The 23618-nt window shown below is 71.2% G+C and carries 33 protein-coding genes and 1 tRNA gene; 29 read left to right on the top strand and 5 right to left on the bottom strand.

The window, feature by feature from the left end; all coding sequences use genetic code 11:
• The first annotated feature begins 64 nt into the window (after positions 1 to 64).
• The 4 genes from ACH4RG_RS23565 (at position 65) to ACH4RG_RS23550 (ending at position 5104) form a co-directional block, all read left to right on the top strand.
• Positions 65 to 607, top strand: a complete 543-nt coding sequence (locus tag ACH4RG_RS23565; RefSeq protein ID WP_397921177.1) for a DUF501 domain-containing protein — start codon at positions 65 to 67, stop codon at positions 605 to 607.
• On the top strand, positions 604 to 1545 hold the full coding sequence (locus tag ACH4RG_RS23560; protein WP_397921179.1) for an exopolyphosphatase: 942 nt from the start codon (positions 604 to 606) through the stop codon (positions 1543 to 1545). Before ACH4RG_RS23565 ends, ACH4RG_RS23560 begins: the two co-directional genes overlap by 4 nt.
• Before the next feature lie 487 nt (positions 1546 to 2032).
• Positions 2033 to 3418 (top strand): NAD(P)/FAD-dependent oxidoreductase, encoded by a 1386-nt coding sequence (locus tag ACH4RG_RS23555; protein WP_397921181.1) that lies wholly within the window; start codon positions 2033 to 2035, stop codon positions 3416 to 3418.
• 330 nt (positions 3419 to 3748) lie between these two features.
• On the top strand, positions 3749 to 5104 hold the full coding sequence (locus tag ACH4RG_RS23550) for a class I SAM-dependent methyltransferase (protein ID WP_397928251.1): 1356 nt from the start codon (positions 3749 to 3751) through the stop codon (positions 5102 to 5104).
• An 84-nt stretch (positions 5105 to 5188) separates the two neighbouring features.
• Here the strand turns inward: ACH4RG_RS23550 and ACH4RG_RS23545 are convergent, their stop codons facing one another.
• The gene (locus ACH4RG_RS23545) at positions 5189 to 7723 is read right to left on the bottom strand and encodes an ABC transporter permease (RefSeq protein WP_397921185.1); all 2535 of its coding nucleotides are present in this window, start codon (positions 7721 to 7723) and stop codon (positions 5189 to 5191) included.
• 121 nt (positions 7724 to 7844) lie between these two features.
• Positions 7845 to 8615 (bottom strand): ABC transporter ATP-binding protein, encoded by a 771-nt coding sequence (locus ACH4RG_RS23540; protein WP_097867229.1) that lies wholly within the window; start codon positions 8613 to 8615, stop codon positions 7845 to 7847.
• Positions 8616 to 9192: 577 nt separating this feature from the next.
• On the opposite strand from ACH4RG_RS23540, the gene ACH4RG_RS23535 reads away from it, so the two are divergent.
• Positions 9193 to 9278: transfer RNA gene (locus ACH4RG_RS23535), tRNA-Leu, on the top strand.
• A gap of 99 nt (positions 9279 to 9377) precedes the next feature.
• A complete protein-coding gene (locus tag ACH4RG_RS23530) occupies positions 9378 to 11165 on the top strand; it encodes a tyrosine-type recombinase/integrase (RefSeq protein ID WP_398540196.1) in 1788 nt (595 codons plus the stop codon).
• A gap of 5 nt (positions 11166 to 11170) precedes the next feature.
• Here ACH4RG_RS23530 and ACH4RG_RS23525 read toward each other — a convergent pair whose 3' ends face one another.
• Together ACH4RG_RS23525 and ACH4RG_RS23520 are read right to left on the bottom strand one after the other, a co-directional pair.
• Positions 11171 to 11776, bottom strand: coding sequence for a hypothetical protein (locus ACH4RG_RS23525; protein ID WP_398540195.1), 606 nt, complete (start codon positions 11774 to 11776; stop codon positions 11171 to 11173).
• A 6-nt stretch (positions 11777 to 11782) separates the two neighbouring features.
• On the bottom strand, positions 11783 to 12277 hold the full coding sequence (locus ACH4RG_RS23520; RefSeq protein WP_398540194.1) for an XRE family transcriptional regulator: 495 nt from the start codon (positions 12275 to 12277) through the stop codon (positions 11783 to 11785).
• 238 nt (positions 12278 to 12515) lie between these two features.
• On the opposite strand from ACH4RG_RS23520, the gene ACH4RG_RS23515 reads away from it, so the two are divergent.
• From ACH4RG_RS23515 to ACH4RG_RS23430, 18 genes are all read left to right on the top strand, one after another.
• On the top strand, positions 12516 to 12776 hold the full coding sequence (locus ACH4RG_RS23515; protein WP_398540193.1) for a helix-turn-helix domain-containing protein: 261 nt from the start codon (positions 12516 to 12518) through the stop codon (positions 12774 to 12776).
• Entirely contained in the window at positions 12773 to 13111 is a 339-nt protein-coding gene (locus ACH4RG_RS23510; RefSeq protein WP_398540192.1) for a hypothetical protein, read from the top strand. The genes ACH4RG_RS23515 and ACH4RG_RS23510 overlap by 4 nt, the downstream gene beginning before the upstream one ends.
• A gap of 95 nt (positions 13112 to 13206) precedes the next feature.
• Entirely contained in the window at positions 13207 to 13353 is a 147-nt protein-coding gene (locus ACH4RG_RS23505; RefSeq protein WP_398540191.1) for a hypothetical protein, read from the top strand.
• Positions 13350 to 13610 carry a hypothetical protein gene (locus tag ACH4RG_RS23500; RefSeq protein WP_398540190.1) on the top strand — a complete coding sequence of 87 codons (261 nt, stop codon included), beginning with the start codon at positions 13350 to 13352 and terminating at the stop codon, positions 13608 to 13610. The genes ACH4RG_RS23505 and ACH4RG_RS23500 overlap by 4 nt, the downstream gene beginning before the upstream one ends.
• Positions 13603 to 14685: a YqaJ viral recombinase family protein gene (locus tag ACH4RG_RS23495; RefSeq protein ID WP_398540189.1), complete on the top strand. Its 1083-nt coding sequence runs from the start codon at positions 13603 to 13605 to the stop codon at positions 14683 to 14685. The genes ACH4RG_RS23500 and ACH4RG_RS23495 overlap by 8 nt, the downstream gene beginning before the upstream one ends.
• Before the next feature lie 2 nt (positions 14686 to 14687).
• Positions 14688 to 15689, top strand: a complete 1002-nt coding sequence (locus ACH4RG_RS23490; protein WP_398540188.1) for a recombinase RecT — start codon at positions 14688 to 14690, stop codon at positions 15687 to 15689.
• Between the two features lie 100 nt (positions 15690 to 15789).
• Positions 15790 to 16029 (top strand): hypothetical protein, encoded by a 240-nt coding sequence (locus ACH4RG_RS23485; RefSeq protein WP_398540187.1) that lies wholly within the window; start codon positions 15790 to 15792, stop codon positions 16027 to 16029.
• Positions 16026 to 16754, top strand: a complete 729-nt coding sequence (locus ACH4RG_RS23480) for a hypothetical protein (protein WP_398540186.1) — start codon at positions 16026 to 16028, stop codon at positions 16752 to 16754. Before ACH4RG_RS23485 ends, ACH4RG_RS23480 begins: the two co-directional genes overlap by 4 nt.
• Positions 16751 to 17263: a RusA family crossover junction endodeoxyribonuclease gene (locus tag ACH4RG_RS23475; protein WP_398540185.1), complete on the top strand. Its 513-nt coding sequence runs from the start codon at positions 16751 to 16753 to the stop codon at positions 17261 to 17263. The genes ACH4RG_RS23480 and ACH4RG_RS23475 overlap by 4 nt, the downstream gene beginning before the upstream one ends.
• Positions 17260 to 17613 carry a hypothetical protein gene (locus tag ACH4RG_RS23470; protein WP_398540184.1) on the top strand — a complete coding sequence of 118 codons (354 nt, stop codon included), beginning with the start codon at positions 17260 to 17262 and terminating at the stop codon, positions 17611 to 17613. The genes ACH4RG_RS23475 and ACH4RG_RS23470 overlap by 4 nt, the downstream gene beginning before the upstream one ends.
• Positions 17610 to 17819 (top strand): hypothetical protein, encoded by a 210-nt coding sequence (locus tag ACH4RG_RS23465; protein WP_398540183.1) that lies wholly within the window; start codon positions 17610 to 17612, stop codon positions 17817 to 17819. Before ACH4RG_RS23470 ends, ACH4RG_RS23465 begins: the two co-directional genes overlap by 4 nt.
• Before the next feature lie 89 nt (positions 17820 to 17908).
• Positions 17909 to 18274: a WhiB family transcriptional regulator gene (locus ACH4RG_RS23460; RefSeq protein WP_398540182.1), complete on the top strand. Its 366-nt coding sequence runs from the start codon at positions 17909 to 17911 to the stop codon at positions 18272 to 18274.
• Complete coding sequence (locus ACH4RG_RS23455; RefSeq protein WP_398540181.1) at positions 18261 to 18491, top strand: hypothetical protein; 231 nt, start codon at positions 18261 to 18263, stop codon at positions 18489 to 18491. Before ACH4RG_RS23460 ends, ACH4RG_RS23455 begins: the two co-directional genes overlap by 14 nt.
• A gap of 47 nt (positions 18492 to 18538) precedes the next feature.
• Positions 18539 to 18778, top strand: a complete 240-nt coding sequence (locus ACH4RG_RS23450) for a helix-turn-helix domain-containing protein (protein WP_398540180.1) — start codon at positions 18539 to 18541, stop codon at positions 18776 to 18778.
• Positions 18775 to 19110, top strand: a complete 336-nt coding sequence (locus tag ACH4RG_RS23445) for a hypothetical protein (protein WP_398540179.1) — start codon at positions 18775 to 18777, stop codon at positions 19108 to 19110. Before ACH4RG_RS23450 ends, ACH4RG_RS23445 begins: the two co-directional genes overlap by 4 nt.
• Positions 19101 to 19265, top strand: a complete 165-nt coding sequence (locus ACH4RG_RS23440; protein ID WP_398540178.1) for a hypothetical protein — start codon at positions 19101 to 19103, stop codon at positions 19263 to 19265. The genes ACH4RG_RS23445 and ACH4RG_RS23440 overlap by 10 nt, the downstream gene beginning before the upstream one ends.
• Entirely contained in the window at positions 19262 to 19510 is a 249-nt protein-coding gene (locus ACH4RG_RS23435; protein ID WP_398540177.1) for a helix-turn-helix domain-containing protein, read from the top strand. Before ACH4RG_RS23440 ends, ACH4RG_RS23435 begins: the two co-directional genes overlap by 4 nt.
• Positions 19511 to 19565: 55 nt before the next feature.
• On the top strand, positions 19566 to 20066 hold the full coding sequence (locus ACH4RG_RS23430; protein ID WP_398540176.1) for a hypothetical protein: 501 nt from the start codon (positions 19566 to 19568) through the stop codon (positions 20064 to 20066).
• 8 nt (positions 20067 to 20074) lie between these two features.
• On the opposite strand, the gene ACH4RG_RS23425 is transcribed toward ACH4RG_RS23430, so the two are convergent.
• Positions 20075 to 20293: a type II toxin-antitoxin system prevent-host-death family antitoxin gene (locus ACH4RG_RS23425; RefSeq protein WP_398540175.1), complete on the bottom strand. Its 219-nt coding sequence runs from the start codon at positions 20291 to 20293 to the stop codon at positions 20075 to 20077.
• Between the two features lie 942 nt (positions 20294 to 21235).
• Between ACH4RG_RS23425 and ACH4RG_RS23420 the strand changes: the two genes are divergently transcribed.
• Genes ACH4RG_RS23420 through ACH4RG_RS23400 form a run of 5 tightly spaced genes read left to right on the top strand, consistent with a single transcriptional unit; the run spans position 21236 to position 23587 of the window.
• Positions 21236 to 22057 (top strand): hypothetical protein, encoded by an 822-nt coding sequence (locus tag ACH4RG_RS23420; protein ID WP_398540174.1) that lies wholly within the window; start codon positions 21236 to 21238, stop codon positions 22055 to 22057.
• A complete protein-coding gene (locus ACH4RG_RS23415) occupies positions 22054 to 22494 on the top strand; it encodes a hypothetical protein (protein ID WP_398540173.1) in 441 nt (146 codons plus the stop codon). Before ACH4RG_RS23420 ends, ACH4RG_RS23415 begins: the two co-directional genes overlap by 4 nt.
• Positions 22491 to 23015, top strand: a complete 525-nt coding sequence (locus ACH4RG_RS23410; RefSeq protein WP_398540172.1) for a hypothetical protein — start codon at positions 22491 to 22493, stop codon at positions 23013 to 23015. The genes ACH4RG_RS23415 and ACH4RG_RS23410 overlap by 4 nt, the downstream gene beginning before the upstream one ends.
• Positions 23016 to 23234, top strand: a complete 219-nt coding sequence (locus ACH4RG_RS23405) for a hypothetical protein (RefSeq protein ID WP_398540171.1) — start codon at positions 23016 to 23018, stop codon at positions 23232 to 23234.
• The gene (locus tag ACH4RG_RS23400) at positions 23231 to 23587 is read left to right on the top strand and encodes a hypothetical protein (RefSeq protein WP_398540170.1); all 357 of its coding nucleotides are present in this window, start codon (positions 23231 to 23233) and stop codon (positions 23585 to 23587) included. The genes ACH4RG_RS23405 and ACH4RG_RS23400 overlap by 4 nt, the downstream gene beginning before the upstream one ends.
• Positions 23588 to 23618: the final 31 nt, after the last annotated feature.

Genomic DNA, 23618 nt, shown 5'->3' with positions numbered 1-23618 from the left:
ACCGACCCCGTACGTTCTTCCGTACGTAAACCTCCACGAGCTTCCGAGCAGAACCAAGGCAGGCATGGAAACGCCCCCTCCGCAGACCGAGTCCACCCAGCCCACCGACGCGGACATCGCCGCGTTCGAGCAGCAGCTCGGCCGCCCGCCGCGCGGTCTGCGCGCCATCGCGCACCGCTGCCCCTGCGGCAACCCGGACGTGGTGGAGACCCAGCCCCGTCTGGAGGACGGCACGCCGTTCCCGACGACGTACTACCTGACCTGCCCCCGGGCGGCCTCGGCGATCGGCACGCTGGAGGCCAACGGGGTCATGAGGGAGATGACGGCCCGTCTGGGGACCGATCCGGAGCTGGCCGACGCCTACCGGGCCGCGCACGAGGACTACATCACCCGCCGCGACGCCATCGAGGTCCTGGAGGGCTTCCCGAGCGCGGGCGGCATGCCGGACCGGGTGAAGTGCCTGCACGTCCTGGTCGGCCACTCGCTGGCCGCCGGCCCCGGAGTGAACCCGCTGGGCGACGAGGCCATCGCGATGCTGCCCGAGTGGTGGGCCAAGGGCCCCTGCGTCACGCCCTGCGACGGACCCGCCGAGGGGCAGGGCGCATGACCCGGGTCGCCGCCGTCGACTGCGGTACGAACTCCATCCGGCTCCTCGTCGCCGACGTGGACCCCGCCACCGGCTCCTTCACCGAGCTGGACCGGCGCATGACCATCGTCCGCCTCGGCCAGGGCGTGGACAGGACCGGCAGGCTCGCCCCCGAGGCGCTGGAGCGGACGTTCGCCGCCTGCCGTGAGTACGCGGCGGCCATCGAGGAACTGGGCGCGACACGGATCCGCTTCGTCGCCACCTCCGCCTCCCGGGACGCCGAGAACAGCGCCGACTTCGTGGCCGGGGTGCGGGACATTCTCGGCGTCGAGCCCGAGGTGATCACCGGCGACCAGGAGGCGCAGCTCTCCTTCGACGGGGCCACCAAGGAACTGGTGGGCAGCGACCACCTGGAGAAGCCGTATCTGGTCGTCGACATCGGCGGCGGCTCCACGGAGTTCGTCCTCGGTTCGGACCGGGTGACGGCGGCCCGGTCCGTGGACATCGGCTGCGTACGGATGACGGAGCGTCATCTGGTCGTGGACGGGGCCGTCATGGACCCGCCCAGCCACGAGCGGGCCGCGGCGATCCGCGCGGACGTCGACGCCGCACTCGACCTCGCCGAGCAGACCGTGGAGCTCACGGGGGCCGGCACTCTCGTCGGTCTGGCGGGCACCGTCACGACGATCGCCGGAATCGCGCTGGAACTGCCGGAGTACGACTCCGGGGCCATCCACCACTCACGGGTCACCCGCGGCCAGGTCCGCGCGATCACCGAGCACCTGCTCCGCTCCACCCATGACGAGCGCGCCGCGATCCCCGTGATGCACCCGGGCCGGGTCGACGTGATCGGCGCGGGAGCGCTCGTCCTGCTCGCCGTGATGGAGCGGACGGGAGCCCACGAGGTCGTCGTCAGCGAGCACGACATCCTCGACGGCATCGCCTGGAGCGCCGCCTAAGCCCTGTCGTCGAACTTCCGTCGTCGTTCGGAGGGCGGCCCCGGCCGGGCGGGCAGCCCTCCGGCTGCCCGCTCCATCGCGTGGTCACCTGCACCGATGAGCCCCGGCCCGGCCCCTCGGGGCCGGGCCGGGGGCCCTTCCGAGGGCCCACCGCGGGAAACTTCGTGAACTTCTTCACAAGGAATAGGGCCCTCTTGCTCGCGGTGGGGGCCCATCAGGCCGGAACTGGTCGCCCGGGAGGGCGTGCGGAGGTGGCACGCACGCGTTCCGAGAGTGTTGCGACCGTATGGAGGGGAGGGGTGGTCCACCCGTCCCAGAGGGTCAAGGGCCAGCTCACAAGCGGTGAACAACGTTTTCCGCGGTGCTGTGGTTCCCTTTCGTGCCCATGACCTGGGTCACGTGGGCGGCGAAGTGTAGCAGAGGGCTGGTCAATTCTTGTGAAGGGGCTCACGAGCACCCCCCTGGGGAGGGGTGGATACTCGATGGCATGAGCACCACGGAGCGTCCCAGGATCCTCGTTGTAGGCGGTGGGTACGTAGGCCTGTACGCAGCTCGTCGCATTCTGAAGAAGATGCGATACGGAGAGGCGACCGTCACGGTCGTCGACCCGCGGTCGTACATGACCTACCAGCCCTTCCTCCCCGAAGCTGCCGCAGGCAGCATCTCGCCTCGGCATGTCGTCGTCCCGCTGCGACGCGTGCTGCCCAAGGCTGAGGTTCTCACCGGTCGTGTCACGACCATCGATCAGGACCGCAAGGTCGCCACGGTCGCGCCGCTCGTCGGCGAGGCCTACGAGCTGCCCTTCGACTACCTGGTCATCGCGATGGGCGCGGTCTCCCGTACCTTCCCGATCCCCGGCCTCGCCGAGCAGGGCATCGGCATGAAGGGCGTCGAGGAGGCCATCGGGCTGCGCAACCACGTCCTGGAGCAGCTGGACAAGGCTGACTCCACCACCGACGAGGACGTCCGCCGCAAGGCGCTGACGTTCGTCTTCGTGGGCGGCGGCTTCGCCGGCGCGGAGACCATCGGCGAGGTCGAGGACATGGCCCGCGACGCGGCGAAGTACTACACCAACGTGCAGCGCGAGGACATGCGCTTCATCCTCGTCGACGCCGCCGACAAGATCCTTCCCGAGGTCGGCCCGAAGCTGGGCGCCTACGGCAAGGAGCACCTGGAGAGCCGCGGTGTGGAGATCTACCTCTCCACCTCGATGGACTCCTGTGTCGACGGCCGCGTGGTGCTGAAGAACGGCCTGGAGGTCGACTCCAGCACCATCGTGTGGACCGCCGGTGTGAAGCCGAACCCGGCGCTGGCGCGCTTCGGCCTGCCGCTCGGCCCCCGCGGCCACGTGGACACCTCGGAGAAGCTCCAGGTGCAGGGCACCGACTACATCTGGGCCGCGGGCGACAACGCCCAGGTGCCGGACATGGTCGGCCGCCGCGCCGGCAACCCGAACGCCTGGTGCCCGCCCAACGCTCAGCACGCGCTGCGCCAGGCGAAGGTCCTCGGCGACAACGTGATCTCCGGTATGCGGGGCTTCCCGCAGAAGGAGTACAGCCACGCCAACAAGGGTGCGGTCGCCGGTCTCGGCCTGCACAAGGGCGTCGCGATGATCGTCATGGGCAAGGTGAAGATCAAGCTCAAGGGCCGTCTCGCCTGGTACATGCACCGCGGCTACCACGGCATGGCCATGCCGACCTGGAACCGCAAGATCCGGGTCTTCGCCGACTGGACGCTGGCGATGTTCCTCAAGCGCGAGGTCGTCTCGCTCGGCGCCATGGAGACGCCCCGCGAGGAGTTCTACGAGGCCGCCAAGCCGGCCCCGGCTCCGGCCGCCGCCACGTCCGAGGGCGAGAAGGCCAAGGCCTCCTGACCCCCCGGTGAAGCGCTCCGCGGGGAGCGCGCCGTACGACGCCCGAAGGGGCCGTCCGCCATCCGTGGTGCGGACGGCCCCTTCGGCGTATCCGGGCGGGGATCCCGCCCCGGGCCGGAAGGCGGGCCGTGGCCTGTTCCCGCCCATATGAATGGCGTGTACATGTATTTTGCCGTTTCGTTGCCCGGTAGCGGGATGACGGAGAGTGCGAGGACAGTTGACGCAGGTGTACCTCGCCACGCCACCGGGGTGTCGCGGCGGGGCCACGAGCATGTCTGTTCCGGCCTTGCTTGTTGTGCTTGTCGGGGAAACACCACGGAGGTGTGCGCCATGGCAGACGCCGCGTCGCGGCTGACCGCTCTTGCCGAGGAGTTGCTCTCGGAACCCCTGCCGGTCCGTATCCGGGCCTGGGACGGCAGCGAATCGGGGCCGCCCGGCGCCCCGGTCCTCGTGATCCGCCACCGCCGCGCCCTGCGCCGACTCCTGTGGAAGCCGGGCGAACTGGGCCTGGCCCGCGCCTGGGTGGCGGGGGAGATCGACATCGAGGGTGACCTGTACGAAGCGCTCGGCCATCTGGCCGGGTTGCTCTGGGACCGGGGCGCCGACGCCAAGGACTCCGTCCACCCGGTCCGCGACCCCAAGGTCCGCGCCTTCGCCCGCGGCCTCCTCGACCTCGCCGGCCCCTGGCCGCCCCCGGCCCCGCCCGCGGAGGAGGTGCGCCGCCGCACCGGCCCGCTGCACACCAGACGCCGCGACAAGGAGGCCATCAGCCACCACTACGACGTCGGCAACGACTTCTACGCCATGGTGCTCGGCCCCTCCATGGTCTACTCCTGCGCCTACTGGCAGGACGGGGGGACCCTGGAGGAGGCCCAGCGCGACAAACTCGACCTGGTCTGCCGCAAGCTCGGCCTGCGGGAGGGCGACCGACTCCTGGACGTCGGCTGCGGCTGGGGCTCCATGGCGATCCACGCCGCCCGTGCGTACGGGGCCCGGGTCACCGGCGTCACCCTCTCCCGCGAGCAGGCCGCCCACGCCCGCAAGCGCATCGCCGAGGAGGGCCTGACCGACCGGATCGAGATCCGGGTCCAGGACTACCGGGACGTCCTTCCCCAAGCCCTCGGCTCCGCTCGGACAGGAGATGCTGCCCCACCAGGCCCGTACGACGCGATCTCCTCGATCGGCATGGCCGAGCACGTCGGATCGGTCCGCTACCGGGAGTACGCGGACGACCTCTACGCCCTCCTGAAGCCCGGCGGACGCCTCCTTAACCACCAGATCGCCCGCCGCCCCGAGAAGGACGAGGACGCCTACCGCATCGACGCTTTCATCGACGCCTACGTCTTCCCCGACGGTGAACTGGCCCCGCTCGGCCGCACCCTGGCCATCCTGGAGGAGGCCGGCTTCGAGGCCCGGGACGTCGAGACGCTGCGCGAGCACTACGCGCTGACCCTGCGCCGATGGGTGGCCAACCTGGAGCGGAACTGGGAGCGGGCGGTACGCGCCACCTCCCCGGGCCGGGCCAGGGTCTGGCGGCTGTACATGGCCGCCTCGGCCCTCTCCTTCGAGCACAACAAGATCGGCGTCAACCAGATCCTCGCGGTGCGCCCGCCGGCCGACGGCGGCTCGCGGATGCCGCTGCGCTCCCGCACCTGGACGGAGTCCGCCGAGGGCGGGGAGGCCTGACCCGTACGCTCACCGCAACGGGCGAGGGGCCGGTGCACCGCTCCGCAGCGGTGCACCGGCCCCTCGTCGTCCCCACGTCCCGGGCTACTCGGTCTTGATCGCCGTCAGCATGTTGAGCTTCGCGGCGCTACGGGCGGGCCACAGCGAGGCGAGGACGCCCACCAGGGCGGCGAGGAGCAGGAAGAGGCCGAGCCGGTCCCACGGGATGACCAGGGCGTAGCCGGGGACGTCGGCGGACAGCGTCTGGCCGATCGCCCAGCCGAGGAAGACCCCGAGGCCGACCCCGATCACCGCGCCGAAGAGCGAGATGACGACGGCCTCCAGACGGATCATCCGCTTGACGCGGCCCCGGTCGAGGCCGATCGCCCGGAGCATGCCGATCTCCTGCTGTCGCTCGAACACCGACATCGCGAGGGTGTTGACGACCCCGAGGACCGCGATCAGCAGGGCCATGGCGAGCAGCCCGTACATGATGTTCAGGGCGGTGTTGATGAAGCCGCCGAACATGTCACGGATGTCCTGACGGTCCATGACGCTCATCGCCGGGTTGTCGCCGAGCGCGTCCACGATCGACTGCTCGTTGGCCTTGCTCGCGCCGCCGTCCGCCTTGATCCAGATCTCGCGGATGTCGGGGCGGGAAGACGCGCTGTGCTTGTCCGCGAGTTCCTTCGGGATGAGGAACGGCGAGAGGAACTCGTTCTCCTCGTAGAGCGCCCCGACCGTCACCTTCCCCTTCTTCTCGTCGTCGAACGTCACCGGGAGCGTGTCGCCGGTCTTCCAGCCGTGGGTCTTGGCGGTCTTGGAGCCGACCGCGACCTGTCCGTCCTCGAGCGAGCCGAGCGAACCGGAGACGGTCGTCAGCGAGAAGACCTTCTCCACGTCGCCCGGGGTGACGCCGGAGGCCGAGTAGCCCCCACCGTCGACCTCGAACCAGGTCGCCTGCTGCGGCGAGAGCGCGGAGACGCCGTCGGCCTTCGCCAGGGCCTTGAGCGCGGACTCGTCGAGCGCGTCGCCGCTGGCCATCGAGACCATGTAGTCGGCCTTGATGTTGTCCGTGGTCATCTTGTCGATGGCCTGGCCGAGCGTGACGCCGAGCACCGAGATGCCGGTGACCAGGGTCAGCCCGATGGCCAGCGCGGAGGCGGTGGCTCCGGTACGCCGCGGGTTACGGACCGCGTTCTGCGAGGCCAGCTTCCCGGAGACGCCGAACAGCTTCTTCAGCAGCGGGCGGACCAGCGCGATGACCGGGCGGGAGAGCAGCGGGATCAGGATGATGACGCCGATCAGGGCGAAGAACGCGCCGCCCGCGACGAGCTGCCTGCCGGACGTGCCGCCGGCCGCGGCGCCGCCGACGATCCCCGCGGCGCCGAGGAGGGCGATCACGCCGCCGATGGAGTTCCGTACGACCAGGGACTTGGTGGAGGCGGTGGCGTGCACGCTGCTCATCGCGGCCACCGGGGCGATCTTCGCGGCCCGGCGGGCGGGCAGCCAGGCGGCCAGCACGGTGATCAGGATGCCGACCGCGAAGGCGGAGAGGACGGCGGTCGGCGAGACGACCAGCGGCCCGGCGGGGATCTTGCCGCCCAGGAGGCCCATCGCGGAGCGGAGACCGGTGGCGAGGCCGAGACCGAGGGTGAAGCCGATGACGGAGGCGAGCGTGCCGACGACGGCCGCTTCCAGCAGCACCGAGCGCTTGATCTGGCGGCGGGTGGCTCCGATGGCCCGCATCAGGGCCAGTTCACGGGTCCGCTGGGCGATCAGCATGGTGAAGGTGTTGGCGATGAGGAAGACGCCGACGAACAGCGCGATGCCGGCGAACGCGAGCAGCATGCCGTTGAGGCCGGCCATCCCGTTCTCGATGTCCTTCGCCTGCTGGTCCGCCAGCGCCTCGCCGGTCTGGGCGGTGGCGTCCTTCGGCAGCAGGGGCTCGATCGCGTCCAGCAGCTTCTGGTCGGAGACGCCGCCCGCGGCGGAGACGGTGGCGTTCTGGAAGACGCCGGGCTTCAGGTAGAGCTTCTGGGCGGTCGGGGTGTCGAACAGCACCAGGCTGCCGCCCGCGTTGACCGCGCCGTCCTCGGTGGTGAAGATCCCCGAGAGGGTGTACTCCTTCACCGGGCCGTTGGTCGCGACCCGCACCGGGTCGCCGACACGGTACTCACCCTTGCTCGCGGTGTCCTTGTCGAGCGCGACCGTGCCGTTCTTCGCCGGGCCCGAGCCGTCGGTGAAGTCGTAGCTCGGGTCCTTGCCGTCCTCGCCGGGGGCGAAGTTCGCGCCGGTGTTGGACCAGCCGTTGCCGATCAGCTTGCCGTCGGGGTCGGCGACCCCGGCGAAGCCGTTCACCCGGCCGGTGGCGGAGGCCACGCCGTCCAGGCCCCGGATCTTCTCCAGGGTGGCCTCGTCGATGCCGGGGGTCTTCTCGTCGTGCCCGCCGGCGTACGTCTCCACGGCGACGGCGACGTTGTCGTAGCTCTTGGCGGACTGCTTGCTGAAGGCGTTGCCGAGGGTGTCGGTGAAGACCAGGGTGCCGGAGACGAACGCTACGCCGAGCATGACGGCGAGCACGGTCATCAGCAGCCTGGCCTTGTGCGCGAGCACATTGCGCAGGGCGGTACGGAACATGTCTGTGTGTCCTGGGATGGGTTCCGGAAGGTGGACGGGGACGCGCGGGGGCGGCGGCCGGGGTCCGGCGGGCGCCCGCGTCGGCCGGTGCGGCGGCCGTGTGGGCCGGCCGCCGACGGCGTCAGCTCGTGCGGCCCTTCGCGTCGAACGCCTTCATCCGGTCGAGGACCCCGTCGGCGGTCGGGTGCATCATCTGGTCGACGACCGCGCCGTCCGCGAGGAAGATGACCCGGTCCGCGTAGGAGGCGGCGACCGGGTCGTGCGTCACCATCACCACGGTCTGGCCCAGCTCGCGCACCGAGTTGCGCAGGAAGCCGAGGACCTCGGCGCCGGAGCGGGAGTCCAGGTTGCCGGTCGGCTCGTCACCGAAGATGATCTCGGGCTGCGAGGCCAGGGCGCGGGCCACGGCGACACGCTGCTGCTGACCGCCGGAGAGCTCGGTCGGGCGGTGCTTCAGCCGGTCCGAGAGGCCGACCATGTCGATCACCTTCTGGAGCCATGCGGCGTCCGGCTTACGGCCGGCGATGTCCATCGGCAGGGTGATGTTCTCCAGCGCGGTGAGCGTCGGCAGCAGGTTGAACGCCTGGAAGATGAAGCCGATCTTGTCCCGGCGCAACTGCGTGAGCTGCTTGTCCTTCAGCGTGGAGAGCTCGGTCTCGCCGATGCGCACCGAACCGCTGCTGAAGCTGTCGAGTCCGGCGACGCAGTGCATCAGCGTCGACTTGCCGGAGCCCGAGGGGCCCATGATCGCGGTGAACTCACCCTGCGGGAAGTCCACGGTCACCCGGTCCAGGGCGACGACCTGCGTCTCACCCTCGCCGTAGACCTTCGACAGCTCCGTGGCGCGGGCAGCCACCGCGGTGGCGCGGTGAACGGTGGGGGTGGTGGTCACAGGGACACTCCTGGTTCGGGTGATGCGGATGCATGGGCCGTGCTGAGGCAGGCACGGACGCCATGCCTCGGGGACTTACTCCATCGTTACGTCCCGATCGGCCCGGGTCGTCACTCCCGATGCCCGTTCCCGTGGCCGTCTTGAGTCGCATCGGGGCGTGGATCCGTCCTCCTCGGGTATGACATCGACCCTGACCGGAGTCGTGGCCACCGCTTCGTGGTCACCCATCGTGAGTATGCGGGGACGTGGGCGGGGAGCGGCCCCGGCGGCGGTTCGGCCCCTCCGGAGCGATGCCGGGCCCGGAGCCGGGGCGGAGCCGGACCGGAGGGTGGCGGATGCCCTGGCGAGGCATGGCGCGGACCTGGCGCGTTGGGCCGTACGAGTGCGGCGACTTTCCGTCATTCCCATGCGGTGCGCGGACCGCCCAAGATCGTACGCGGGCGTGCGGTCAGCTTGGCCTGATGTCCTGACGGACCCTCAAGCGGTCAATAAAATAAGACAACATCGCGCCACTGTTCCGCTGATCGAGGGATGTCCCCGACTAGGGTCGGTAGCCAAACGCGGAGCCGCGCGGCACGCCCGGATGGTGGAACGTAGACACGGCGAGCTTAAACCTCGCTGCCCCTCGGGGGCGTGCCGGTTCGAGTCCGGCTCCGGGCACCAACTCCAATACAGCGAGTGACCTGCAAGAACGCTCAGCTACTTCCCGGTAGCTTGGTGGTTCCTGGCGCACGCCTGGCGCACACTGACTACCGTGCGTGCATGGCATACGTGCAAGCGGTGAAGAACGAGGCCGGTGAGCCGACCAGCTACCGGGTGAAATGGCGCGCGGGCGGGGCCCGTGACGGCGGCTGGGAGGGTGAGCGGTTCCTCGAAAAGCCCGACGCGGAGGTCTTCCGGGACGCGGTGAACGCTGCCGGCCAGCAGTGGCCCACGGGGTGGGTGAAGGGCAAGGGGTACATCGCCCCGGGGTCGCAGGACGAGAAGCGGTTCGTCTTCGAGGCGTACGCCCGCGCGTCCATCGCCAACCGGACCGGGGTCGAGGACCGCTACCGGGGATCGATCGTGAAGGAGCTGGAGACCTACCTCCTGCCCACCTTCGGGAACTGCGACGTCCGGTCGACCGACCACTTCAGCAAAGCCACGGTGGGGGCCTGGGTGAACGCGCTGGCGGCCACGCACGTCTGGCGCGGGTCGAAGTACAAGCTGATGGCGCCGAAGACGGTGAAGAACCTCCACGGGCTGTTGAGCAGCATCCTCAAGGAGGCGGTACAGGAGGAGCCTCCGCTGAGGGCGCGGAACCCCTGCGACCTGACGCGCCTGCCCCGGTCCGACGACGACGGCCTCGACGAGGACGACGACGGTGGCGGCGGGGAGGAGATGGAGTTCATGACCCCTGCGGAGGTCGAGGGCATCGCGTCGCACATGCCGTCGGAGGGCGCCGCGCAACTGGTGCGGGACAAGTACGCGATGGGCACGAGGTGGGGGGAGATCACCGCGGTCGCCCGGAGGCACCTCACGCCCCCGGAGCAGCGGCCGGACGGGAAGCCTCATATGCGGATCGCGCGTGCGTGGAAGCGGTCGACGGAGAAGGGGTTCTACCTGGGGAAGCCGAAGTCCAAGCGGTCCCGGAGGTCGCTGCGGGTCGACGGGGTGACGTGGGGGCGGATGGTCGCCCGGGGCGTTCTCGGTCTGGGGCCGGGCGAGTTGGTGTATCAGGGGCCCAACGGCGGGCGGTGGATCTACTCGACGTTCTATGACCAGTGGCAGCACGGGGTGAAGGGGGCGAAGGCTGCCGGCCTGCTCCCGGAGTGGAAGTTCCCGACCCCCCACGACCTCCGGCACTCTCACGCGGCGGCGCTGCTGTCGGCCGGGCACAGCCCGACCTACGTGCAACGGCGCCTGGGGCACGAGTCCATCAAGACGACGTCGGACCGGTACGGCCATCTGCTGCCGGTGGCGGACGACGACGCGATGAGGACGATCGAGCGGTCGCTGGGCGGGGACACCGGGGCGGAGCTCCTGGACGACGACGAGGCGGCGACCGTGGAGCCGACGGCGACGGTGTACGCGGCGCATCTGGGGTCGGCGCTGCTGGGCTTCGTATCGCGGGAGGTCGCGGAGGAGGCGGCGGCCGGGTGGGCGCAGAGCGCCGGCAGTCCGGTGCGTGTCGAGACGTGGTCGCTGGAGTGGTGGCAGCGGAGCGTCCCGGGCGGGGCGAAGAGGCTGCGCACGGAGGTCCCTGGGCGGGCCTGGGTGTGGCGTGCGGGGCCGGTCCGGTATGCGGGGGACGGCACGGAGTGCGCGGCCGGGAGCGGGGCGCCTGAGCCGGTGGGCCGGTGGGTGTGGGACTTCGAGCCCGGGTGGACCGACGAGACGGCGGTGACCCGTACGGAGTGGGTGCCTGGTGAGCCGGTGACGGAGGCTGAGGCGTGGGGCCTGGACCGCGAGGCGGTGCGGGCTGCGTATGAGCGGGCCCGGACGGATGCGCTGCGGGTCTGTGGCCTCAACCCTGTTGGGGGCCGGGTCGAGGCCGCTGCGAACGAGTAAGGGCGCTAGGTCGGGGACGTCGCGCGGTCGTGCCGGTCGTGCCGCCTGGCGTCCTCGATCTTCGGCCGTGGGACGTCCTTGAGGCGCACGGGGAGCGGCATGGGGAGCAGGGGCGCGCGGCCGGGCGGGGGCGGGCGGGTCTCGCGCGGCCGGAACAGGGCTGCGGACTGCTGGAGGCTGCTCGCGACGACAGTGTTGTAGTCCTCCGCGAGCTCGTCGTATTCGGCTTCCAGCTTCATGCGCGCGGCGGTCTCCTGCAGCAGCGCGGTTTGCGCTTCGCTGTGCTGGGCGTCGGCGGCTGCGAGGACCCAGGCGAGCCGTGCCTCGCGGCGTGCGAGGTCGGCCGTGCGGGCGTCCAACTGCTTCTGGAATTCCTCGCGTTGCTCTGCGGCGGCCCGGAGCTCCTGGCAGGTGCGGGCGTGGGCCTCGTTCAGCCAGACCCGGAAGACTCTGCCGGCGACGAGGAGGATGCAGAGCGCTCCGGTGGTGCGGACGATCGTGGGGACTATCTGGTCGGCCATCGGGCCCTCCGTGAGTGCGGCGAGAGGGATGGTGAGAGCGACCCCCGCGGCGAAGCCGGTGATCGACGCGAAAGCGGTCGTGCGAGGCATTGCCGGTTACCCCCTTCCTAGAGCCTCCCCCCGGCCCTGCTGCTCTGTGCGCCGGGCATTCGCCTGGTTCTGTAGGCGGATCGCGTGCTGGGCGCTGCCGACGAACATCTCCCGAATCGAATCGGTGAGGCCCCACATGTCGGCTACTACCTCTGGGGAGGGAGGTGATGACGGTGCGGAGCCTGAGAGTACATCCGGATTTGCGCCTTTCGGCCACGCAGCGTCTGAGATCACCCCTGCGGCGACCAGGAGCGTTCGAACGTCTGCGTGGACGGTGCGCGCCAGCCCTTCTAGCTGGCCTGGCATGGGGAGGGTCTTGCCGTCGAGCATCCTCCCGACGGACGAGGCGCTCATGCAGGCGTCGCGGGCGAGCGCGGAACGACCGCCGGATCCAGGGGAGACGTCGTATCCGGCCTCGTGGGCGAGGCGGGTGATGAGGGCGCCAAAGCGTTGCGCCGCGGCGTTGCCTGGGCCAGTCGGGGTGTGTTCCACGGTGCTCATGCGTGGAGGCTAGCGCGCGCGCACGCAAGGCTGCATCGGCTTGCGCGCGTGCATTGGTGCAGGTGGGGGCGCATATTTGGTGATCTGAACTGGTCGTAGCGCTGTGACCTGCGACCCCTTCGAGAAAAGTATTACGGACGGTTGACCGTGTCTGGCTTGCACGCAAGCTAGAGCTGATCTAGTTTCTTGCTTGCGCGCAAGACTTGCGCGCGAGCAAGGCAGATCAGAAGGAGGGCCGATGAAGAAGCCTCTGCGCTTCAGGGCCGACGTCCTCACACAGAAAGCGGAAGCTGCCGGCGACCTCACGATGTACGACATCGCGGTGCGCACCGGGGTCCGGGAGTGCACGGTCTCCAGGTCTCTCTCCGGCCGCTCGACCCCGACCCTGGCGACGCTCGCGGCGTACGCCATGGCGTACGGCACGACGCTCGATGACCTGGTCGACGGGATGGCACTGCCGTCCGCCGTCGTGCCGGCCCAGCGTGGTGCTGCGGCATGAGCCCCCGGGCCTACTGCCGGTGCGAGGTCGTACGGAACTACTCCTACGACGAGGCCGCCGCCCTGCTGGGCTGCAAGCCGTCGTGGCTGGAGGACAACGTCAGCCGCCTGCCCCGCCAGAAGTTCGGACAGGCCCCGGCGGTCTTCTGCCTGTGCGAGATCACGCTCATCCAGCAGATGCACACGGTGGTCCCGGACTGCGTGAAGGAGCTCCTGGCCGAGGTCGGCACCGCTGACCCGCAGGACGACAGCCGTCAGGTCCCGACCGGAGAGAGCGAGCGCCCTGCGCTGGCCTCGATCGTGCCGGCCTCCGGGCGTGCCCGCAGGGCCTCTTGACCTCGACGGCGACGCCGGGAGCAGCAGGCCGTGCCTGGCCTTCGTGCCGCTCCCGGAGCCGTCAGGAACCTCACCCACTCAACAAGCGAGGAACCGTGAACCCGAACCCTACTGCTCCCCACGACCCGGACAAGTGCCGCCCGTGCGGCATCTTCAAGCACCCCCTCGCCGGAAAGGCGCGCGAGCAGCTCGTTGGCGCTCTGCCGTCGCAGCGCACGCCGATGGACGGGGCGGGCAAGTGAACGCCCCCGTCACCGTGCCGGTGCTGCGCTTCGCCTGTATGCCGATCGGGGTCGTCCCCCTCCGCCGGGCCCTCGCGTCCAGCAGCCCGGACTGGTTCCGGACCTGCGTGAACCGGACCCTCGTCGACGTCGACCGCGGTGAGGACCCGGCCACGGCCGTGTGGACCTCCGTGGACGCCGTCAGGACCGCCGCCGAGATCGAGGCCCTCGCGGGTCTCCGCCGCCTCGCTATCGCCCGGGAGACCCGCCGTGTCTGACCTCCTGACCCCCGCACTGTTCGACCTGGGTGAGACGCCCGCCCCCCGGGGCCTGGCGGACGCCCCGACTGCCCGGCTGCTCCTGCCGGCCGACGCCACCGAGGAGCAGTGGCACGAGGCCCGCCGGGGCGGTATCGGCGGCTCGAACGTCGCCGGAATCCTCGGGCTCGGGAACACCAAGTACACGTCCCCGCTGCACGTCTACGAGGAGAAGCACGGGCGGTCGACGTTCGAGGGCAACGAGTCGGCGGAGATCGGTACGGAGATCGAGCCGTTCCTCGCCCACATGTTCACCAAGCGGTCCGGCATCGCGACGGCGGAGGCCCCGGGGACCCTGGTGCACGTTGACCGTGACTGGATGCGGGTGAACGTCGACCGGCTGACGTTCGAGCGTCCGGGCCCGGCGTCCGGGGTGCTGGAGCTCAAGAGCCGCAGCGAGTACCAGGCCGCTGACTGGGAGGACGGCGCCGTTCCCGACGCCCCCGCCGTTCAGTGTCACTGGGGTATGGCGGTCGGGGGCTGGGATCACGGCTTCGTGGCCGCCCTCGTCGGCGGCAACAAGTTCCGGTGGGTCCGCCTGGAGCGCGACGAGGAAATGATCGAGTGGCTCGTCGACTACTGCGGCCGGTGGTTTCAGCGGCACGTCGTCGAGGGCTTCCCTCCGGACCCTGACGGCTACGAGGCGACGACCGATCTCCTCGCGAAGCTCTGGTCCGTCAAGGCCGAGACGATCGCCGAGGTCGACGTCGCCAAGGCCAAGGACCTGCGCGCCGTCCGGGCGGAGCTCAAGGAGCGCGAGAAGGCGCTCGCTGCGGAGATCCGCACCGTCGAGAACGAGATGCGGATCGCGACGGGCGAGAACGAGATCGCGATGGCGGGCGGTAAGGCCGCGTGGTCGTGGAAGGCCAACGGGACTTTCGGCGGGAAGCGGTTCGCGGAGGCGGAGCCCGAAGTGGCCGCGAAGTACACGCACATGGTCGAGGCGATCGACCTCGACCGGCTCAAGGCAGAGAAGCCCGACACCTACAACCGCTACCGCGCCCGCGTCCTGCGTGTGCCCGCGAAGGGGATCTGATCATGGCTCTGAGCACTCTGAGGGACCGCGTCCGTATGGCGACGTCGGACAAGCCCACCGAGAAGGCGGCGGCCGTGCCGGCCGTTGTCGTCGAGGGGTCCACGCCGGAGGAGCTGCGCGCCGCCGAGCAGGTGGAGAGCGGTGCGGCGACGGACACGGTGATGTCGTGGCTGGAGCGGTACGCCGATGACTTCACCCAGGCGCTCCCGTCGCACGTCGACACCGGGTCGTTCATGGCCGCGGTGCGGGCGCTGCTGCCGTCGCTGTCGCGCTGCACCCCGGCGTCCCTGCTCCAGTCGTTGTTGACCTGCGCGCGTTTCGGGCTGGTCCCGGACGGTCGCCACGCGGTGATCGTGGCCGAGGGTCCGTTCGCCGTGTTCATCCCGATGTACCAGGGCTACGTCGATCTGATGTACCGGTCGGGCCGGGTCGGGTCGGTGCACGTCGGCCTGATCCACGAGGGCGACGAGTGGAGCTACGAGCCGACCGCGCCCGCGCCGCTGGACTTCGTCCACAAGCCGCGCGTGGACCTGCCGAAGGCGGACCGGGGTGCGCCGATCCTGGCGTACGCCTTCACGTGGATGACGTCGGGCGCCCGGTCCGCGGTCGTGATGCTGTCCCGCGAGGACGCTGAGGCGATCCGGGACGAGTACAGCAAGGCGTACCAGCGGGCGGAGGACTCGGGGGCGAAGGATTCGTTCTGGCACCGGGACTTCAACGCCGCGTGGTCCAAGAGCGCCCTGCGTCGGCTCCACAAGTTGGTCCCGATGTCGGCGGAGCTGGTGGCGCTGGCCCGGGTCGACGACGCCGGGGACGCCGGGCAGGTCCAGGTGATCCACGCCCCGACCGGGGAGGAGCGGGCGCTCCTGGTCGAGGCGGAGGAGCAGCACGCGCGGGCTGAGGACTCCCAGGCCCCGGAGGAGGCCCGGCCCCGGCCGGTCGTCCGGAAGCGCGTTCAGCCGAAGCGGATGTCCCGCGCTGAGCGCAAGGGGCTGCGTCGGTGACCTGGCCCCTGTGGCCGCTCGTGCCGGCCGCTGTCGTCTCGTGCGACAGCGGCCGGTCCGCCGTCCGGCCCATCGCGGCCGGGCCCGGGGAGCGTGCCGGATGACGACGACGACCGTGCTTGTCCTCACCGCTGTGGCCGCTCTGGTCCTGGTCGGCGTTGCCGGGGTCCTGGACGTGCTGTCACGGCCCGGTCCGGCCCCGGAGTTCCGGGCGGGTCCGCTGTGGGCCTGGTGCCCCGCTGAGGCCGCGCTGATGCCGCACCGGGTCGACGCCGGGGGCCGCCGCTGCATCTCGTGCAAAACCCTCACCCCCACCACCGATGACGGAGACCTGTCATGACAGAGACGTTCGGGCCGGAGTACGTCCGGCCGGTGCAGAAGGACTGTCCGCGCTGCGTGTGCTGTACGGCGGCGCTGTGCGACCGGGGCCGGAGCAGCATTCGGCAGTGTTCCGGGCTGACGCCGGAGGAGCACCGCCACACGGTGGACGGGTGCCCGTGCTCGGCGGAGTCGACGCGGAACACGGCTGCGTGGCGTATCGCGCAGGTGCGGGCGACGCGGCTCGCCCGTGAGCTGCCGCTGACCGACGACGTCGAGGCGATGCTCCGCGCGATGGCGGCGGGTGCCGTGGTCGAGGACCCGGCCGGACTGTTCCCTCAGCTCAAGGTGCGCGGGCTGGGGCAGTTGGTTCACGGGAAACCGGCGATCACGCCGCTGGGCCACACGTACCTCGCGGCCCGGGACGAGAAGAGGGCGTTCACCGGGGCCCTGGTCGTCGACGTCGACATGACGGCGAGGACGGCCCGGGTCGAGGTCCCTGCGTGGCGGGTCGGGGAGACCGTGACGGTGCTCCTGGACCAGGTCCTCAGCGACACGGGGTTCCCGCCGGACCTGGTGGCCGGTCGCTGGTTCGAGGTGGAAGCGAACGTTGATGTGGCGGCGGCTGACCGGCTGGTGCTGACGTACTTCCGGGCGGGCGTCTCCGTGGCGGCTGCTGCCGTCGAAACCGACCCTGAGCCGACCGCCGGGGCCGGGGCCGACGCCGGGCCGGACGGTGGCCTGTGAGCACCGACCTGGTGCCGGAGGAGAAGGGGAGCAGCCTGCTCCCTGCCGGTGGGCGGGACCTCGACCGGGAGCGGGCGCGGCTCCTCGCGTCCGTCCTCGCCCCGGATGCCACCAGCGGCAAGCTGATCTGGTGGCCGGGGGAGCCCGCGACGAAGGCGCGGCCGCGGTTCGGTGCCGGTGGGAAGACGTACAAGACCGACGAGGACACGGCGGCCGAGGTGGCTACCGGGTGGCAGCTGCGGCGGGCGTTCCGTGAGCCGTGGGTCGGCAACGTCGCGTTGGGGGCGGTGTTCTTCCGGTCGGACCGGCGGCGCGTCGACGTCGACAACATGCTCAAGCACATCTGTGACGCCGGTAACGGCATCGCGTGGGTGGACGACGCGCAGATCACGGCCCTGCTGGGGTTCGCGGAGCTGGACGCCGAGCACCCGCGCACTGTCCTCGTCGTCTGCCGGCACGCCTCTTCCCTGGACCGCTCGCCGAAGCAGCTTGCTGGGGTGGCCCGGTGACGGACGAGGACCTGGCCGCGCTGGACGCGGCGAGCGAGGACACGGAGACGGTGGGCCCGGTCGTCCGTCGGGGCGGTCGCCGTCCGGCGGTCGGCTCGTCGTGGCGGGACGCCTTCGACCGGCACACGATCGCCGTCGACGGCGGACACCTCCACTGGACCGGTGCGACCACCCAGGACGGGACGCCGGTCGTCGCGTTCGGGGGGCAGGTCGAGACCGGCTACCGGCTGGTTTTCCGGTGGCACCACGGGCGTGAGCCGGTCGGGCGGGTCCGGCCGACGTGCGGCTACGGGGGGTGCATGGTCGGCGGTCACCTCGCCGACCGGGTCGTCCGTGAGGGGCGGTCGTGATGTGGCTGGACGCCCTCTTCGGCTACCTGAGCGCGGTCGACGCGGTCGCCTCTACCGCAGGGGTGTGGGTGCCGCTGCTCGGTGGCTCGGTCTGCCTGGTGTGGGGGGTGTCGCCGCCCGGTGTGCTGCACATCGGACGGCGTCCGGACGCGTCCGGACGTGGTGCGGACACCGGGGCGGACGTCGACGTGGAGGAGTCCGCATGAGGGGGGGCTACCTGCACGGATACGTGTCCAGACGCGTCCGCCGGACGAGTCCGGACGCGTCTGGACACGCCGAGAACGAGGAGTTGCCCATGCCGCGCCCGAGCCGGTACGCCCCGGACAATCTGCCCACCCGGTCCCGGAACTGGCGGGACGACGCGAAGTGCATCGGGACCGAGACCGAACTCTTCTTCCCCGTCAGCGCCAAGGGGGCCCCCGCCAAGTTCCAGGCGATGCACATGAAGGAGCTCTGCCGGCGGTGCCCGGTCCGCGAGCAGTGCCTGACCCACGCCCTGACGTACCGGGAGGACTACGGGGTGTGGGGCGGGCTGGACGAGGAGGAGCGCGCCGATCTGCTGCGCGACGCGCGGCGTGCGGCGGAGCGTCAGCGCCGCGCGGAGAAGGCGGCGCGGGACAGGGCGGCCAGGGAGCAGGAGGCCGCTCATGCCGAGGCGTAGGGGCGTGGCGCCCCCGCCTCCGGTGACGGGTGGGGCGCTCCTCGACTGGACGGCGTCCCGGCACTTCGCGCTGGAGGCCCGGCCGTGCCGGCACTGCGGTGCCCCGACACATCTCCGGGACGAGAACCGGCGGCCCGCCGACAAGGTCTGCGCGGAGAGCGCCCTCGCGGAGGTCCTGGCCGTCGTCTCGACGTACGGCGGACAGGGGCGGCTGTGACCACCCCTGTCCCGCACAACTATCGATCTACAGATGGGAGTTGGCCGATGGCTGACACCAAGCAGGAGAAGAAGAAGGAGCGCCGTCCGCGCCGCCGCGGCCAGGAGCGCGAGCAGCTCCGTACGGACCTCGCGAAGGGGTACGGCGGAGGAGAGGGGGCCGGGTCGTCGATCCGGCGTCTCGCCGCTGCGCACCGGCTGTCGTACGGGCTGACGCGGACGCTGCTCCTTGAGGCCGGGGTGGAGCTCCGGACCCGGGCACGCAAGACCGAGACGGGGGAGAAGTGAAGCCCCGGCCCGGCGTGACCGTCGGGATCGTCGCCCTGGTCGTGCTGCTGCTCCTGGCCCTCGCGGGCGGATGCTCCGCTGTGCGGGACGACGACGGCGACGGCGAGTGCGGGTGGTTCGCGCTCGCCGCTGCGGAGAAGCCGCGGCCCCGGCCCGCACCCGCCAAGCGCGACGACGGCGACGCCCCGACGCGCAAGGCCCCGTCGCTCGACAAGCCGAAGGCCCAGGCCCCCGCCGCGGCTCCGGCCCCGGTGGCGACCGCGAAGAAGACGAAGGCGCCACGCCACCACGTGGACATCGACCTGGACGTGGAGGCCGACCCGTGCCAGTGACCCGCCGGTTCCTCCTCGGGCTGGGCGGCGGCGCTGCCGCTGCCGGCATCACCTACCTGATCACCACGACACCGCCGTGGTGGTGGGCCGTTGGCCTGACCGTCGCCGTCTTCATCTGGTTCGGCGAACTGATCCTCGACCTGGTGATCCCGTGAACGCCCTGGACCAGCTGGCGACGACGCTCCCGTACGCCCCGGAGGAGCCTGGCACCAGCTACTGGCCCTACAGGAGCCGCGAGGAGCTCGCTGCCGCCCTGGTCGCGGAGTACGACGACGGCGCGTCCATCCGCGACCTCGTCGCGCTGCACGGGATTTGCTTCGGCACCGTCCAGCGGCTTCTCCGTGAGGGAGGCGCGGTCATGCGCCCCCGGGGCGACACCCGGCGCCCCTACCAACTCTGATCCCCGGGGGCCGGGCCTGACCCGGCCCGGCCCCCGCTCGCTTCTGGAGCCCGTAGTGCACATCGACCCCGCGACCCTGCCGCGCCTGTTCCACGGTGGCGCCCCCGGCCTCAAACCCGGCGACCTGATCGTGCCCGGACCGCCGCACGTCGTCGACGGCTGCGACATCTGCGCCGCCCGCGCTGCCGGCCGCGACTACGTGGTGCCCGGGGTCGGGGTGATCGATCCTCCGACCGGGCGGCCCGACCGCGTGTACGTCACCAGCGACCGCCCGTACGCCCTCTTCTACGCATCGCGGTACGTCCTCGGCGACGCGTACACGGTCCAGCTCACCGCGGACGTCGAGGAGTCCGCGGAAGACTTCTTCCCGACGTGGTGCGCCCCGTACGCGGTCGTGACCGGGGTGATCAGCCGGGCGGTACGGCTCACCACCGCGCAGCGCGGCACCCTGGTCCGACGCTGGGGCGCACTCGAGGATTCTCGCCGCCGCGCGACGTTGGGCATCCGGGCCGGGCACGCCGAACGGGCCGCCCTCGACGAGGACAGCCCGCGGTGAGCGAAGGGTCAGCCGGCCTGCTGCTCCTCGTACGGCACCCGCTCCGGGGTCTCGCCGAGGGCGGCCAGGGCGCGCGTGTAGAAGCCGTGCGAGACGAGCACCGCCTGAGGCTTCTCGCGGCGGGTGAGAACGATGTGCTCCGCGCGGAGGCGGACGCGGGCGATGACCTCGGTGAGGTTGGCGCGGGCATCGGAGACGCCCAACTGGACTTCCTGGGACTGACTCATACGGCGAGCGTACCTGACGACCCGCTGAATATGTGCGTCCGACGGAAACGCGCAAATCATAATGCGTCGTGTTGTACAGTTCGAGGCGATCAAGGAACCGAGAGGGATGCGGGCGTGCGGTTCTGCGAGCTCGCCTAACGGCTCCCGCCTGAGCCGCCCGCCTACCCCCCCCACCCATCTCCAGTAGAGAGCTGAGGCGCAGTGAGGATCACCCGCTCACGCCTCACCCGCGACTACCTCCAGTTGCCGAATGCGACCGCGAGGGACGGCCGGGTGAGCTACATGGCGCGCGGCATTCTCGTCGAGCTGCTGAGCCGCCCGGACGGCTGGACGACTACGGCCGATGACCTGTGGCGCGAGTCTGTGAAGCGGCATGGGAGCAAGTCGCCGGGGCGCCGGCAGTTCCGGGCCGCGTTCGCCGAGTTGAAGGCGTACGGGTACATGGGTTCCGAGTCGGTTCAGCTCGACGGCGGGCAGCACGGTACCGCCCTGACGATTCGGGACATTCCGGCCTTCACCGGTGTACCGCACGCCGGTACGTCGGGCCGACCTGGGAAGACAGGTATCACCGCAGGTGAGGCCGACGTACCAGGGTCCGGTACGCCGGGCCGACCTGGGAAGACAGGTATCTCCGCAGGTGAGGCCGACGTACCACACGCCGGTACGCCTTATAGAAGACGTGTAGTTGAAGAAGACGGGGAAGAGAAGAAAACGGGGGATGTTGGGGCTGACGCCGTAGGCAATCCTGCAAGTGGCTTCGCGAGTGCGGGCGATGGTGCCGGTGCGGCGGAGCAGAGCCAGCAGGATGAGGGCGGCTCCGCCGCGTCGGGCAACAGCACCCCGCCCCCGTTCACTTCCTCGCCCCGTCCCCGAACCGTCAAGACCCGGCCCCGTGGGACGTCCCCGGGGTTCGACCTGGTCCGGGCCGCTATCCCTGCTGAGGTGGCCCGGCCCGGGACCCGCCTGTATCCCGGCCTTCACCGCGCCATCGAGGACCTGCTGACCGGCAACCCCGGAGCGGGCATCCCGTGCCGTACCCCGGAGCAGGTCCTCGCCCGCCTCAACCGCCGCTGGTTCGGGGAGCAGGCCGACACCCGGTCGGCTTCCGGCTACCGGGGATGCGACCGGTGCACGTCCTCCGGCTGCCAGGCTCCTCGCCGCGGCCCCGAGAACCCGGAGGGCTGCGACCGCATCCGCAACCGCAACTCCTGGCTCGCTGCTGCGCTTTTGGCCCAGGACTGCGCGGACCTGGCGTGTGAAGACGGTCAGCTCATCGATGGCGGACCTTGCCCGCTCTGCGCGAAGAGGGCCGCCGAGCGCACGGAGATCACCGCCGCCGCCGAGAAGGCCGCCGCCCGCTGGAAGACCGACATCGCCGCGGTCGAGGACACCGCCGCCGCCCGGTCCGTCCTCGACGCCTGGACCGCCCGCGAGAAGGCCGAAGACCACCGCTACCGCTCCGCCCTCGCCGCTGCCGGCATGTACGGCGTGCTGCTGGACCACCGCGTCGAGCAGCACATGGCCGGATGGCGCGAGAAGAACCCCCGCCCCACGATCCCCGCCCAGGGAGCTCAGCCGCCGGTGCAAGGGGCGTTCCTCCTCGCCTGGCCCGACCTCCCCGCCGGACAGCCGGAAGCCCCTGAGAAGGACGCCCAGCTCCCCGGGGCCCGGAAACGCCTCGTCGTCTGCGACTGCGGTCAGGGCCACCGGACCGACCTCCCCGACACCGCTTGCTCCACCTGCCGACAGGGAGCGACCGCATGAATCCCGACTACCTGCCCGCGATCGGTGCCTCGCTGCGCATCCTCGCCGACTACGCGACATGGCGAGAGGTCACCGACCAGACCCTCGACGACATCGCCGCCGAGCTGGACCGCGCCCGCGCCGCCGTCGCCGGAGCGCGAGGCCGACGCACCGCGAACCGCTGCCTCCGGCACCCCGGCGGACCGGTCGACCCCCAGGCGCTGAACGGCTGCCTCCTCTGCGGCCCGGCCCACCCCCAGTCGGCGACCCCCATCCCGGGGGACTCCACCCCGGCCGACGTCCTCGCCTTCTACGACGAGCACGGCCACGACGCCGCTGCCGGCAGGTACGGCCCCCAGGCCGTCACCAAGGCCCTGGCGCTCCGCAACCGCCGACCCAACCCCCGGCCCGGCCCCCCGGCCCCGCCGCCCACCGAAGAGAGCGACACGCACCGATGACCCTCGACGAACTCCTCACCGCACTCGGCCACGCCGACCAGACGCACGTCCTGCCGAACGGCTTCAACAACCCGCACAGCTACCGCGGCTACTACGACGAGTTGGCGTTCGAGCCCGCGGAGAACATCTCCGTCGCCGACATGGCCGCTGCCGGATGGGCCGCCATGGACGAGACCTTCGAGGGCTACAAGGGCGGCCAGTTCACGATGACCGGCGACACCGACTGCTGGCTGTCGTTCGAGGGGTGGGCCGGTGGCGAGCCGATCACCACGGAGCTCCTCGCGCGGCTCCTCGCCGCCGGGGCCCGCCCGACCCTGCCCGGTGAGGTGTTCCAGGCGCCCGGCAACCACGTCCATTTCGGATACCGATGCTCGACGGAGACCGGCGGCTGCGGGTACGAGTCGCCGTTCCACACCCGCACCGAGGCCGCTGCACAGCAGGGTCTCGACGGACACCGTGCGACCTGCACCGCCCGCCCTGCCGGCACCGACCAGCCGGTCACCGGCACGAGCGGGGCCTGAGTGTCCGCCGCCCTGGAGCCGGAACGGCTCAACGAGATCCGCGCCCTCGTCACCGAGCTGGCCACCCGCAGGTCCCTGCCGGCAGCCGACCCCGCACCCGACCTCGTCCGCCGCTGCGAGCTCGCCCTGATCGACGTCCTCCGCGACCGCGACGGCCTCGTGGTCGACATGACGGAGGCCGCCGAGGAACTGGCCACGTGGACGGGGGCCCTGCGGTGACGACGCTTGTATCCCGCGACCCGCGTACCGGACTGCGCCACGGCCCGATCCGGTGGCCCGACGGGTCCCCGCCGCCGCCGTTCGGCTGCCGCCGCTGCGGCAACGACTCGCCACTGCACGGCGCCAGTGGACACCGCTACGAGCTCCCGACGCGCGCCCAGGTCGCTGCCCGGATGGGTGCCCTCAGCACCAGCCGCACCGCGCGCATCGTCGGCGGCCTCCCGAAGGCCCCGGCCTGCGAGGCGATGACCCACAACGCGGTCGGCAACGAACGGTTCTGCGAACTCGACGCAGGCCACGCCGCCGACGAGGACCACGACTCGGGCGACATGACGTGGCCCGTCGAGGACTGACGACCCCCAGGCGGCCCGGCACCAGCCGGGC

Source organism: Streptomyces sp. NPDC021019 (genome assembly GCF_044333295.1).
In the GTDB taxonomy this organism is placed as follows: Bacteria; Actinomycetota; Actinomycetes; order Streptomycetales; family Streptomycetaceae; genus Streptomyces.
The sequence above is the reverse complement of the archived record's forward strand: the minus strand, read 5'-3'. Positions and strand labels throughout refer to the sequence as shown.

Bases quoted from the DNA above. Each gene is read 5' to 3' on its own strand.
- ACH4RG_RS23520 (WP_398540194.1), bottom strand. From the start codon at position 12,277: ATGAGCACCGTGGAACACACCCCGACTGGCCCAGGCAACGCCGCGGCG.
- ACH4RG_RS23555 (WP_397921181.1), top strand. From the start codon at position 2,033: ATGAGCACCACGGAGCGTCCCAGGATCCTCGTTGTAGGCGGTGGGTAC.
- ACH4RG_RS23530 (WP_398540196.1), top strand. From the start codon at position 9,378: ATGGCATACGTGCAAGCGGTGAAGAACGAGGCCGGTGAGCCGACCAGC.
- ACH4RG_RS23550 (WP_397928251.1), top strand. From the start codon at position 3,749: ATGGCAGACGCCGCGTCGCGGCTGACCGCTCTTGCCGAGGAGTTGCTC.
- ACH4RG_RS23450 (WP_398540180.1), top strand. From the start codon at position 18,539: ATGGCTGACACCAAGCAGGAGAAGAAGAAGGAGCGCCGTCCGCGCCGC.
- ACH4RG_RS23545 (WP_397921185.1), bottom strand. From the start codon at position 7,723: ATGTTCCGTACCGCCCTGCGCAATGTGCTCGCGCACAAGGCCAGGCTG.
- ACH4RG_RS23455 (WP_398540181.1), top strand. From the start codon at position 18,261: ATGCCGAGGCGTAGGGGCGTGGCGCCCCCGCCTCCGGTGACGGGTGGG.
- ACH4RG_RS23410 (WP_398540172.1), top strand. From the start codon at position 22,491: ATGACCCTCGACGAACTCCTCACCGCACTCGGCCACGCCGACCAGACG.
- ACH4RG_RS23510 (WP_398540192.1), top strand. From the start codon at position 12,773: ATGAGCCCCCGGGCCTACTGCCGGTGCGAGGTCGTACGGAACTACTCC.
- ACH4RG_RS23560 (WP_397921179.1), top strand. From the start codon at position 604: ATGACCCGGGTCGCCGCCGTCGACTGCGGTACGAACTCCATCCGGCTC.
- ACH4RG_RS23490 (WP_398540188.1), top strand. From the start codon at position 14,688: ATGGCTCTGAGCACTCTGAGGGACCGCGTCCGTATGGCGACGTCGGAC.
- ACH4RG_RS23485 (WP_398540187.1), top strand. From the start codon at position 15,790: ATGACGACGACGACCGTGCTTGTCCTCACCGCTGTGGCCGCTCTGGTC.
- ACH4RG_RS23415 (WP_398540173.1), top strand. From the start codon at position 22,054: ATGAATCCCGACTACCTGCCCGCGATCGGTGCCTCGCTGCGCATCCTC.
- ACH4RG_RS23480 (WP_398540186.1), top strand. From the start codon at position 16,026: ATGACAGAGACGTTCGGGCCGGAGTACGTCCGGCCGGTGCAGAAGGAC.
- ACH4RG_RS23525 (WP_398540195.1), bottom strand. From the start codon at position 11,776: ATGCCTCGCACGACCGCTTTCGCGTCGATCACCGGCTTCGCCGCGGGG.
- ACH4RG_RS23425 (WP_398540175.1), bottom strand. From the start codon at position 20,293: ATGAGTCAGTCCCAGGAAGTCCAGTTGGGCGTCTCCGATGCCCGCGCC.
- ACH4RG_RS23515 (WP_398540193.1), top strand. From the start codon at position 12,516: ATGAAGAAGCCTCTGCGCTTCAGGGCCGACGTCCTCACACAGAAAGCG.
- ACH4RG_RS23460 (WP_398540182.1), top strand. From the start codon at position 17,909: ATGCCGCGCCCGAGCCGGTACGCCCCGGACAATCTGCCCACCCGGTCC.
- ACH4RG_RS23565 (WP_397921177.1), top strand. From the start codon at position 65: ATGGAAACGCCCCCTCCGCAGACCGAGTCCACCCAGCCCACCGACGCG.